At 51.7% G+C, this 10,695-nt stretch carries 10 protein-coding genes and 1 tRNA gene; 5 read left to right on the top strand and 6 right to left on the bottom strand.

The features are described 5' to 3' along the window. Nucleotides 1-113: 113 nt before the first annotated feature. The 3 genes from ACFPQ4_RS04890 to ACFPQ4_RS04900 form a co-directional block, all read right to left on the bottom strand. Nucleotides 114-2,069, bottom strand: coding sequence for a sensor histidine kinase (locus ACFPQ4_RS04890; protein ID WP_378110653.1), 1,956 nt, complete (start codon nucleotides 2,067-2,069; stop codon nucleotides 114-116). A 30-nt stretch (nucleotides 2,070-2,099) separates the two neighbouring features. After that, on the bottom strand, nucleotides 2,100-4,061 hold the full coding sequence (locus ACFPQ4_RS04895) for a sensor histidine kinase (protein WP_378110654.1): 1,962 nt from the start codon (nucleotides 4,059-4,061) through the stop codon (nucleotides 2,100-2,102). A 75-nt stretch (nucleotides 4,062-4,136) separates the two neighbouring features. Continuing rightward, nucleotides 4,137-4,799: a response regulator gene (locus ACFPQ4_RS04900; RefSeq protein WP_378110655.1), complete on the bottom strand. Its 663-nt coding sequence runs from the start codon at nucleotides 4,797-4,799 to the stop codon at nucleotides 4,137-4,139. A 190-nt stretch (nucleotides 4,800-4,989) separates the two neighbouring features. On the opposite strand from ACFPQ4_RS04900, the gene ACFPQ4_RS04905 reads away from it, so the two are divergent. The 4 genes from ACFPQ4_RS04905 to ACFPQ4_RS04920 all read left to right on the top strand — a co-directional run bounded on the left by ACFPQ4_RS04905 (nucleotide 4,990) and on the right by ACFPQ4_RS04920 (nucleotide 8,170). After that, the gene (locus tag ACFPQ4_RS04905; RefSeq protein WP_378110656.1) at nucleotides 4,990-6,147 is read left to right on the top strand and encodes an HD-GYP domain-containing protein; all 1,158 of its coding nucleotides are present in this window, start codon (nucleotides 4,990-4,992) and stop codon (nucleotides 6,145-6,147) included. Nucleotides 6,148-6,244: 97 nt separating this feature from the next. Continuing rightward, nucleotides 6,245-6,320: transfer RNA gene (locus ACFPQ4_RS04910), tRNA-Thr, on the top strand. Between the two features lie 717 nt (nucleotides 6,321-7,037). Then, nucleotides 7,038-7,250 carry a hypothetical protein gene (locus ACFPQ4_RS04915; RefSeq protein ID WP_378110657.1) on the top strand — a complete coding sequence of 71 codons (213 nt, stop codon included), beginning with the start codon at nucleotides 7,038-7,040 and terminating at the stop codon, nucleotides 7,248-7,250. A 164-nt stretch (nucleotides 7,251-7,414) separates the two neighbouring features. Beyond that, nucleotides 7,415-8,170, top strand: a complete 756-nt coding sequence (locus ACFPQ4_RS04920; protein ID WP_378110658.1) for a hypothetical protein — start codon at nucleotides 7,415-7,417, stop codon at nucleotides 8,168-8,170. A gap of 403 nt (nucleotides 8,171-8,573) precedes the next feature. On the opposite strand, the gene ACFPQ4_RS04925 is transcribed toward ACFPQ4_RS04920, so the two are convergent. Together ACFPQ4_RS04925 and ACFPQ4_RS04930 are read right to left on the bottom strand one after the other, a co-directional pair. After that, on the bottom strand, nucleotides 8,574-8,777 hold the full coding sequence (locus tag ACFPQ4_RS04925; protein WP_378110659.1) for a hypothetical protein: 204 nt from the start codon (nucleotides 8,775-8,777) through the stop codon (nucleotides 8,574-8,576). Nucleotides 8,778-8,788: 11 nt separating this feature from the next. Further along, complete coding sequence (locus ACFPQ4_RS04930) at nucleotides 8,789-9,433, bottom strand: hypothetical protein (RefSeq protein ID WP_378110660.1); 645 nt, start codon at nucleotides 9,431-9,433, stop codon at nucleotides 8,789-8,791. Nucleotides 9,434-9,569: 136 nt separating this feature from the next. On the opposite strand from ACFPQ4_RS04930, the gene ACFPQ4_RS04935 reads away from it, so the two are divergent. After that, nucleotides 9,570-9,758 (top strand): hypothetical protein, encoded by a 189-nt coding sequence (locus ACFPQ4_RS04935; RefSeq protein ID WP_378110661.1) that lies wholly within the window; start codon nucleotides 9,570-9,572, stop codon nucleotides 9,756-9,758. A 586-nt stretch (nucleotides 9,759-10,344) separates the two neighbouring features. Here ACFPQ4_RS04935 and ACFPQ4_RS04940 read toward each other — a convergent pair. Then, nucleotides 10,345-10,503: a hypothetical protein gene (locus ACFPQ4_RS04940; protein WP_378110662.1), complete on the bottom strand. Its 159-nt coding sequence runs from the start codon at nucleotides 10,501-10,503 to the stop codon at nucleotides 10,345-10,347. Nucleotides 10,504-10,695: the final 192 nt, after the last annotated feature.

Consider the following 10,695-nt stretch of genomic DNA (forward strand, 5'->3'; position numbering starts at 1 on the left):
GGCGGGTATCACCCTAGCGTATGCGGAGGTTCGGCGAGCGGTTACGCGGAAACTTCTGCTTGAGCCGAAGCCGCGCGGCTGCCTTGGCCGTAACCGCGGAGCAAGCGCGCGCGTTAAATAATCCAGCTTGAAGCGTTAGTCATAGCGGTCGGTATCGTTAACGTAAGGCAACTGCCTTCGTCGGTATCGGCCGCTTTTAATTCGCCGCCCAGCCGGTCCGCTTGCTCGGCGAGCGAGCGGATGCCGACTCCCCAATCGGCTGCGCTGATCGGGCTACCGTCATACGATAGCCGGAGCTGCACGGACGTTTCCCGCGGGTCCGACCAGACGGATAGCAGGAATAGCCGAACAGGTTCTCGTTGCTTCAGTCCGATGTTAATGCCCTCTTGAAGCGTCTGGAACAGCAATCGCTTCTGCAACGTGCTCAGTTCGCCCGGCAACTTCCCGATCCGTCTTCCTATCGTGCAGCCGGTCGCTTGCTCTGTCTCCCGAATGAGCGCTCCTATCGCGCCAGTCAAATCGTAATGCCCCGCATCCTCCTTAAGCATTCTCACGGACTGACGGATATCCTCCAATCCTTTGCGTAGCAGCTCCTGCGAGACCGCGAGCTTGAGCTCCGCTTGCTCGCGGTCTTGGGAAATTAGCAGCTTGGCATCCTCCAACTGTACGACGGTGTCGCTTAACGTGTGGCCTACGGTATCGTGGATGCTGCCGGTTATGCGGTGCCGTTCCTCCATGATCATCGACTCCGCCAGCGCTTCCGCGTTTTCGCGCATCGATGCGGCCAATCGCTCGTGCGCGTCTTGAAGCTGCTCGGTTCTCTCTTGCAGCTCGTGCGTACGGGTATGGACGACATGCTCGAGCGAGCGATTGAATTCTACCAACTGCCGGTTCATGGCCATGTATCTATACAGGATGACGCGGATCAAGCAGACGACGAAAGCGAATAAACCCCAGAACAGCAAGTCCTTCGGCATGCGATCCACCGCTGTCGTCTCTTCCGCTAGCCACTGCGGAACGTACGAAATAACGACGAACCGGTACATATGAAGCAACGCGATCGCGGCCAGCAAGGAAAATCCGGCCATAATCCAGATCGATTCCAAGTCTCTCCGTTTGCGGTAAGCGACCCAGATCGTCCAATAGACCGCGGCGAAAACAACGAGGAACACCGGCGTATAGACGAGTATGGCGAGACTGTACCAACGCTGGCTGATCAAGGCGCCGATGACGGCTAACGCCGATACGGCGAGCGAGACGTACCACAGCACCCGAAGCGTGCGCCGGTGCACGCCCGGGAACACTTCCCTCATGGCGCCGACGAAAGCGAACGTCGCGATCGGCATGCAGGCATCCTGCCAGTAACCTAGCACGGGGTAGTCCACGATCGCCTGAAGCAGCTCGTTGCGCACGAGCGCTGCGTATCCGCCGAAAAAAGCGAGCAAGCTGAAGTAAATATATAGCCGGTTACGCTGCGTCTTATACAGCCCGATCGAGATTCCGCCGCTGAAGAGCAGCAATACGCCAAGGACCAGGTTGTCCATATCCTGGCGCAGCATAAGCGCGATGAAGTCGGATTTATTGCCTAAGGCTGCATCCGCCGTTATCGGACCGTGCGATTTGTAACGCAGGAGCATATCGATGTAGGGCGGAAGCGGCGAAGGAAGACTCGCCATTTTCCAATGGTAGGAAATATTGATCTTGGCGAGCAGGTAGGAAAAAAGCTCCGAGTGTCCGTCGTATACTTTCAGACTGCCGACGTTATTTACTTTCAGGTGAGGGTCTAGTAATCCGGTTTGGGGAAGCGGTATTCGCACCCAATAGATGTTCGTTGGCACGATCGATCCGGGCTCGTAGGCATGCCAGCCTTCCGAGGGGGCGCCAATTTCGTCGTAAGACGTTGCCGGCGCCCATTGCCAAGTCGCTACGTCTAGGCGAGCGATCGAATCGTCCTTCGTCTGCGCGACGGATAACGTCCAGCCGACGCCCGATAAGAGCACGAGAAGGATGAGGAAAGTGCGGACGAGCGGAATATGCGGCTGCCAGGCCGATCTGAGGCGGGATGTCATGGAAGGCTCTCCTCTTCGTCTTGTACGTGATTAGCTCAGCGCTCTTCGATCCGATAGTCCGTACGGAAGCGACAACTCGAGGATGCATCCGGGCTGACCCGGAGAGATTGCCATCGTGCCGCCCAAGTTCGCGACTCTCTCCGACATCGCTTGCAAGCCGAAACCGAAAGCGGACGGGGCATAGGTTCTTCCGTCGCTTATGAGCTTGAAGGCAAGCGCGGAAGGCCCGACGCGAAGCGAGAAACGGAAATGCTGACAGCGGCTATGCTTCAATCCGTTCGTGATGCCTTCTTGCAGCGCTTGAAACAGGACGCGTTTTTGAAGCGTCGTAAGGTTGTCCGGCAACGGGTCGATGCGATGCTCGATCGATACGCCCGTCGCGTTCTCCGATTCCTCGATGAGCGAGACCATCGCCTCTTGCAGGTCGTATTGGGTAGTGTCGTCGCGCATGAGACGCGCCGATTGGCGGATCTGCTCCAAGCCGCGCAGGACCAACTCTTGGGAAGCGTCCAGCTTATTCTCGGCAAGCCGCGGATCTCGGGCAAGCAGGCGCTTGGCCGCTTCCAACTGTACGATCGTCGCTGTGAGCGAGTGCCCGATCGTATCGTGAATCGTACCCGTAAGCCGATTCCGTTCTTCCAGCACCATCGTGGAAGCGAACGCTTCGGCGGTTTCCTTCATCGTATGGGCGAGACGGGCATTCGCTTGTTGCAGCTCGAGTCCCTTGTCCCGAAGCTCGGATGTCCGCTTCGCGACGTTCAGTTCCAACGAAGCATTGAACGCTTTCAACTGTTCGTTCATCTTGCCGAACCGATGAATGATGACCCGAATCAGACATATAAGGAACAGGAATAACCCAATCGATAGAATATCGAACGGGAGATTGTTCAGGAGTGGGATATTGCGTTTGGCTACGTTGAAAAACGCCGGCAAATACGTTCGGAGCACATGAACGAGAGCGACGGCCGTCATGACGAAAAATCCGGCAAGCATCCAGATCGATTCGATGCCTTGGCGATCTTGGTAGGCGGACCAAATCGACCGGAGAATGATGCCGGCGGCGACGAGAAACAGCAACAGCAACGGATAGCCGAGCAACCACTCGAACCACGCTATTTTCATCCAGACGGCGCCCATTAACGTTACGATCGCGAATCCGAGGACGATCCATCTGAGCTTGCGCAATGCGCGGGTATGGTCTTCGCCGAACACGACGTTCATAAGGCTGATGAATCCGAAGACGCCGAGCGGGAAAATACCGAGCTCCATATAGCTGAGCCAAGGTTGGTCCCATAGCCATTGCATGAGATAGTTCTGGACGAATGACTCGTAAGCTCCGCACAAGGAAAGCATGGCAAAGTACAGATGCAGCCGGTCGCGGCGAATGGTGTATAGGCCGGTGGCGAAGAAGAAGCTGAATAAGAACAGTCCGCCGATCAAGAAGCAGTACAAGTCTTTTTGGATGAGATGGACGAGGAAGTCGCCTTTGCCCACGAGCTGGACATCGGGCTCCGGGTTGAGGCCGTTGCGATTGTCCAGCAAGAGGTATACTTCCGCGGGAAGCGGTGAAGGGAGGGGCGCGAGATTCCAATGGTAATTCAGATTTACGCGCTCGCCGTTCGCCGCGGGATCGTATGCGTACAGCAATTTACCCTCCCCAAAGACGGAGAGGGTCGTGGCGTTCAATATCCAGAGCTCCGGCTCGCGCACGTCCGCTCCGCGAAGCGGGATGCGCAGCCAGTAAGCTTGACGGCTATGGTAGGGGTCGGAATCTTCGGCGATCGTGAGCCAGCCGGTTTGCGGAGGCGCAGTCGATGGCGATGCGAAGGAGTCGGTGGCGGAAGCCCATTGCCATAGGGCGGGTTTCAGGCTATCGCGATCGTAGTGGCGTCCGAGCTGGAAAAGTGCCCATGCGATGAATACCAGAAGGCCAAGCAGTATCCCCAGCACGCGCATTAAAGGCAGATGGTTGGTGAAGCCTCCTCGAGCCAATTCCGATTCCTCCCGCCTGTAGATCCGTTGACTTTCATTGTAACGGGCCAAGGGTGATCGTCACAGTGACCGCCGTCATATGACGGTCATATCTTTGAGCCAGATGACGGCTTGCGTGCGATCGTTCGTGCCGATTTTGTCGTAGATGGCGCTGACGTAGTTTTTGACCGTGCCTTCGCTCATGAAGAGCAACCCTGCGATGTCTCGGTTGGTACGGCCTTCGACCATGAGCGCGATGATGCTCATTTCCCGGTCGGTGAATTTGACGTCGGCTATTTTGTTGCGCGCGTGAGGGGCTTGCGTTCGCGCGTAAGAAGCGGGCGCGGCTAGGCGCGCGGCAAGCTTGACGGCGATCGAGGAAGGCAGCATGATTTCGCCCTTGGCGGCGTCGCGAACGGCTTGCAGCAGCTTGTCCGTCGGGATGTCTTTAAGCAGAAACCCTACGGCACCGCTGGCTAGAGCATCGATTATATAATCGTCCTCGTCGAACGTCGTGAGCACTAACGCTTTGGTGCGGGGGGACTGTTCGCGAAGCTTCTTGACGGCTTCGATCCCGTTCATGACGGGCATGCGGATATCCATAAGCACGAGGTCGGGATCATGGATGGCGACAAGCCGGCAAGCTTCTTCGCCGTTCTCGGCGGTCGCGACCACTTCGATGTCGTCTTCCAATTGCAGAATGGTCTGCAGTCCGTCGCGCATGAGCGTCTGGTCGTCGGCGATTATAATTGTAAGCATGAGGCACGTCCCCTCGAAAAGTTCTATATACGAATGATTATAGTTGGAAATGGCAGCAATTAACACCGCGTATTATTCATGACCTGAACGATGACGGGCGTCACTGGTCATATGACGCGCGGTTTTCGTACGATGGAGGCATGAGACGGGGACGAGCGGACAAGCCCCGGGAACGAAGGAGCGTGGCGTTATGATTATTATGCATACGAGTCAGTGCCAAGCGGGAATGAAGCTTGGGCGTTCGATTTATACGGAGCAAGGACACGTGCTGGCGGGAAGAGGCTTCGTGCTGACGGAGTACGCGATCCAGAAGCTGCAGCAGCTCGGGCTGCCTTACTTGCATATCGAGCAGGAGGGCACGGAGGATATCGCTCCGGACCAGGCGATTCGCGACGAGACGACTATCGTACTGCACGGCGCTTTGACGCACGTCATGGACGAGCTTACGAACGGCAAACGCGAGACGCTGTCTACGCATGTCGTAAGATTCTGCTTCGACGCGACTAAGCTCATGGTGGATGACCTGCGTTCGCGAAGAAACCATCTGTGCTTGCCGGTCCACCTTAGCACGACGTTGGCCGACGGGGACAAGCAGCACTTCCTGGAGCACGCCATGAACGTCAGCGTGTGCGCGACGCGGCTCGGCTTGGACGAAGGGCTGGACAGCGGGGACTTGCATGCGCTGGCCATGGGCGCGATGCTGCACGATATCGGACGGCTGTTGCTGCCTAACGGGCTTCAAGCCCGCGCGATGCAAGGCGACAGAACGCAATATATGAAGCATGCGGAGCTTGGCTTCCGCTTGCTCCGGGATAGCGGGTTCCCGGTGCTGACGGCGCAATGCGCGCTATTCCATCACGAACGCAACGACGGAAGCGGGTATCCGTTCGGGCTGACGGCGGCGAGAATTCATCCGCTTCACCAGTGGATCAGCATCTTCGATATGTTCGATACGATGGTGAACGGACGGGACAACGGAGTGCCGATGCTTCCGCACGAGGCGCTGGAGGTGCTGTACGGAGGATCCGGCAGCCTGTACGACTTGGACAAAGTATGCAGATTGCGCGACAATATGGCGTTGTTTCCCCTCGGAACGACGGTACGCCTATCGACCGGAGAGATCGGCGTCGTATCCGGGTTGCATGCGGACAGCAAGCAACGCCCGATCGTGCGCATCATTCGCACGCCGGAAGGCGACGCGCTGCCTCAGCCTTACGAGGTCGATCTGAAGCGGCAGCTACATCTTATGATCAGCGGTGTGGGCAGCGACAAGCTCGCGGTGCAAGCGATGATCAAGCCGGAGACGCCGGCGGAGAGCCGTTCCAATCGCGTATTCCATTTCGCGTAGCTGGCTGCGTAAATGTGTCGATACGCGTAAGGAAAAAAATACCTAGGTCCAAATCCTTGACTTTTGTCCCCAAACTTTATATTCTAATAAAGGATTTGCTGATGTAGCTCAGCTGGTAGAGCAACGCATTCGTAATGCGTAGGTCGGGGGTTCGAATCCCTTCATCAGCACCATAACAAATCGCATAATGGCGCGGCTTCCGAGGTTTTCGGAGCCGCGCCTTTTTCGTTCTAACGCGGGTTCTTCTAACAATCTTCTAACCTTTAGTCCGCTAAAGCGCATTTTTTCAACGCTTCAGCTTCAATTCACGCATGAAATTATCAACTGCATCGGACTTTATGAATGGGGCAAACTCAGCCTGCACATACCCGTAGTCGAATCGACTGCCTGGATTCCATTCTAACGCACGTAACGCTGTTTGGCCGGCATTCCATAACCCTTAGCTACACCAACAAAAGCCGCCACGAGGGCGGCTATCGTCATAATATCTTGATCCATGCTAATCGACCTCCAATCGATCGAGCCTCTTGTGCGCTTGCTTGGACGATTCTTCGACTCGGGTGACGCGCTCCGATAACGCGGCAAAATGTTGTCCTTGCGCCCGTTGCTCAACACGCAGATCATCAACACCGTACTTAATGCTCTCCACTGCGGCTTGTAGCTTGGCGTCGCGCTATGCCGTGGCCACCGTATCCTGACGACTCGTCCGATTTCTCCCCATCCAACCTAATAAAATACCGCTAAGGGCGGCCGCTACCGATACAAGTGCAATTACCGACGACTTGTCCATCCCCACACCAACCTTTCAATAAGTAAAGAGCCCCGCTAAGCGGAGCCCTCGTCTACTTTTTTCTTGGATTTTTACTTATCAATCTGAGGAGGATCAACCAATGACGAGCGAAGAGAAGAAGGCGTTCAACGAACTTATGGCGCGAGTGGAAAAGACGGAGAAACAAATTGAGGAAGCGACGCAACTCGTGCCGGCGCCAGCATGGTTCGTGAAGGAATTCGGTAGTGCCGACCTCGGCGGACTGATCCACGAGCCGAAGTTTACGGCGGAAGGCTGGCGCTTGTTGGCGATCGGTCTACGTTCACGGAAGTAATAATCTCTTGCATGAGGGCTTCAAATCTAAAACTAATTTTTGTCAAATCTTTAAACATAACAAAGAAAAATGTGGGAAAATAGTCTATTAATTCTTGAAATGGGCCTGTATTATTGGATAGCGAAGAACTATCTAATCGTAATATAACATTGGGAGGTTTTTTTATGAGGAAAAGTAAGTTTGTTATGGTTTCAATGGTTTTCTTGCTTGTTATATTAGTAATTCCGATGCAGGCGTTTGCTGCTGGAGGTGACATATTAACAAATCCCGCAAATGGTTGGACGCGTTATGATGATCGAGACAATAACTTTTTTAATTATTCTTCTGGTACATGGCATCAAGAATCGTATACACCATATTATAATGGCACAAATAGTAATTCGGGATCACAAAATGCAACTGTGTCCTTTACGTTTACTGGTACCGCTTTTAGGATATTAGATTTTACTGGATCGAATAGATCGTCACAGGTTCAATATAGCTTAGATGGTAATGTTATTCAGACTTATAATTGGCACACATCTACATATCCTAATTATCAAACCGTTTTAATTGAAGAAGAGTCTCTTCCATTTGGAACTCACACAGTTACTTTAAAAAAATTAGATGCGACAGGTTCAACTGCATTGCTGGTTATTGACGCCGTAGATATTAAAAATATCCCTCCAGTTGAGTCTACAGGACGAGCATTACTGGAAATCACTTATGTCAGCGGTCTACAACAAGAATACGATCTTTCTGAGGCAGAGATAACCGCTTTTATCAATGCCTATAACGCACACGCAGTAGGCACCGGATCGGTACTGTTCATAGTTGAAAAAAACTTTAACAAAGGACCTTTCAACAGCCGGAAGAATTACATTGTATTCGACAAGATCGAGACGTTTGAAGTGAACGAATATGATCCGGTAACACAATAAATAAACAGCCCGGGGCTTCGGCTCTCGGGCTTTTTTTTTATATTTTACGGTGAAAAGTTAAAAACTGAGGAAATTTGCTCAAAGTTTATTGTTTTGGTTGATTAGCATGAAATCGTCTATAGACGATCTCATAAACTTCTGCAGAGAGCTTCGTTTTTCTTCGTTTTTCGTGGATTGACCTGTCTATAGACGCTTTTGTTATAGTCGAGGCAAGGAGAGGAGGGGCGATCTATGGAGAGAATTTTGACTAAAGTAATTGCCGGTTTGACTATCTATTTAGCGGTAGTGTCGATTCAGAAAAACCTGCGTAAATTGCTATAATGAAGTCTGTTGCCCGGGGGATATGCCGCCACCGGGCTATTTTCTTTTCCTCTTAATTCTCTTGCCGGTTCCGGGTGCGATCTCATAGAATTTCTCCAATCGACCCAGTGTCTTTTATTCTGATTTCCGCGCCCTCTTTGGATTCGCGCGTATGTTTGATGATCCTGCCGGTACCCATTAGTTCGACCGCCTCGACATCTCCGCGGCCAAAACGGTGCTCATATGTCCGCCAAACCTCAACTTCCCATCGGTGGATCATTGCTTCGTTGATCAAGCTAGGATTCATGAGGATACTCCTTACTTATTTGGCTTTTCCCAAGTTAGACCTTTATCTAGAGCAACCTTCGTTAATTTTTTATCAAATAACTTACCTTTAACTTTGTGCTCAATTGTAAGCGCATGTTCACTAAACCGCATACTAACTTCGATCTTCTCATTTGCCTGTGTTCTATATCTGATATCAACTTCGTCATGCAAAGCAAAACCCGGGGGCATCTTCAAATCAGCTAGACATAAGAGAACAGTCTCATCTTTCTCAATGAAGTCAACAACAGTTTCAAATGTCCTATCATAGTCAGGTATATTGAAGTCATCAGCAGCGACCCTAACCTTTGCATATAAATGACATTGCAAGATAGTACCTGGACCGATATTTTTCACAGATAAGAATGGCAACTTTGGTAGTACAGGGAATGCACTGCTATTTGAATTAACTTCGTCTCTAATATCAGAATAATTCCGCGTTACAATTAGACGTGCCTTTTCACTCTTATAGACATCATGAAAATCTTTGAAGTAAACAATGCTGATTGCTGCAAATGATCTGTGAGCTAAATTAAATTGCTTTTTCTGAAGTCTGGTATTATAGATCAGTCCCAAACAGAAAGAAAATATTGCCGACGAGATTCCAATTATAAACTTCAACATATCTTCACTGGACATCACAATCCCCCATTCCATAAGAAATATACCACGAGTTACCAAAATTAAGGAATAGAATGAGGGGGATTACCTTGATAAGAATGGCAGTTCTTTTCATAATACAGGAACAAACGTTCTCACACGGAGGCGAAACGAGATGCTCGACGTGATCCACATTGAATTGCTACCGGAATTGTTGACACTGTCATTTAACTTTAACGAGCCGATCGGTATCTTAGTTGGCACACAAACGGTCACCGGCATCATTGAAGACCTGACCGATGATTGTTTTATGGTGGAGGGCAACTGGTATCTAATCTTGGATGTGCAGGGAGTGGAACCATGAGGTTGGATGATACTTCGCGCAAGCTGCTGCGTATCATCTATAACACCAATTACGTGCCTACGATCGCTCAGCTTGTAAAAATGGCCGGGCGGACAAGGGGGCAGATCCAGACTGCATTAAGGACACTTACAGATGAAGGATATATTTTGTACGATTTAAGTAAGCATCAGGAGATGAAGGTTGTCCGCGGGTGGGAAGAGAGTCGAGCGACTCAAAACTCGAACAATAGAAGGCAGACAGAATATGAAATGTATCCAGGGCACTTCTAACGATTCTTCTAACGTGATGCGGATTTTATAGGAAATGAACGGAACGCTAAAGCCCGAAATGCTTAGAAGGATAAGGGATCGGGAACATAGTGGAATCCTAAAGAAGTGTATTCGAACGCATTCGTAATGCGTAGGTCGGGGGTTCGAATCCCTTCATCAGCACCATTTTCTTACCAGACGAACAACGCGCCCCGCGAGGGACGCGTTTTTTTGTTGTTTTTATGCGCAGTTTGGGTAAGTCGAACGGTAGCCGGCAATATGTGTCCGATCGAGCGCGCAGTTTGGGTTACCCGAACTGTAGTCGCTTTTTATCGTAACTACTCTCTGCACTCCGATCGATAGCCTTCGTTCTGTTGCGGTTCGTCAGCCAGTCGAGTAACCTCGTCAAGCTCTTCTTGATTACTCAACGTTTCCGGCTCGTCGCTCCGGTACTGGGGAGCGATCGGAGGGTCGAGGAATTGATTGTTCTCGGTCATCGGCAAGTCTCCTTCGAATGGATTGCTTTACCGAGTCATCATTGGCTTGCGGGTATCGTTTTATTCGAGTGATAGCTGCTACCATAAAGACAAAGCCCCGAGCCTGTAACCGGCTCGGGGCTTTGCGTATGTACGCCCAGCATGGGCGTCATCTCTACGGTGAAAGTCCGGAATGGGGGCTGGCAAGCGCCT

The sequence above is a fragment of the Cohnella yongneupensis genome (assembly GCF_042655785.1).
In the GTDB taxonomy this organism is placed as follows: domain Bacteria; phylum Bacillota; class Bacilli; order Paenibacillales; family Paenibacillaceae; genus Cohnella; species Cohnella yongneupensis.

What these genes read in the sequence shown, in the direction of transcription:
- ACFPQ4_RS04890 (WP_378110653.1), bottom strand. Translation starts at nt 2,069, where the DNA reads ATGACATCCCGCCTCAGATCGGCCTGGCAGCCGCATATTCCGCTCGTC.
- ACFPQ4_RS04900 (WP_378110655.1), bottom strand. Translation starts at nt 4,799, where the DNA reads ATGCTTACAATTATAATCGCCGACGACCAGACGCTCATGCGCGACGGA.
- ACFPQ4_RS04905 (WP_378110656.1), top strand. Translation starts at nt 4,990, where the DNA reads ATGATTATTATGCATACGAGTCAGTGCCAAGCGGGAATGAAGCTTGGG.
- ACFPQ4_RS04915 (WP_378110657.1), top strand. Translation starts at nt 7,038, where the DNA reads ATGACGAGCGAAGAGAAGAAGGCGTTCAACGAACTTATGGCGCGAGTG.
- ACFPQ4_RS04920 (WP_378110658.1), top strand. Translation starts at nt 7,415, where the DNA reads ATGAGGAAAAGTAAGTTTGTTATGGTTTCAATGGTTTTCTTGCTTGTT.
- ACFPQ4_RS04925 (WP_378110659.1), bottom strand. Translation starts at nt 8,777, where the DNA reads ATGAATCCTAGCTTGATCAACGAAGCAATGATCCACCGATGGGAAGTT.
- ACFPQ4_RS04930 (WP_378110660.1), bottom strand. Translation starts at nt 9,433, where the DNA reads ATGTCCAGTGAAGATATGTTGAAGTTTATAATTGGAATCTCGTCGGCA.
- ACFPQ4_RS04935 (WP_378110661.1), top strand. Translation starts at nt 9,570, where the DNA reads ATGCTCGACGTGATCCACATTGAATTGCTACCGGAATTGTTGACACTG.
- ACFPQ4_RS04940 (WP_378110662.1), bottom strand. Translation starts at nt 10,503, where the DNA reads ATGACCGAGAACAATCAATTCCTCGACCCTCCGATCGCTCCCCAGTAC.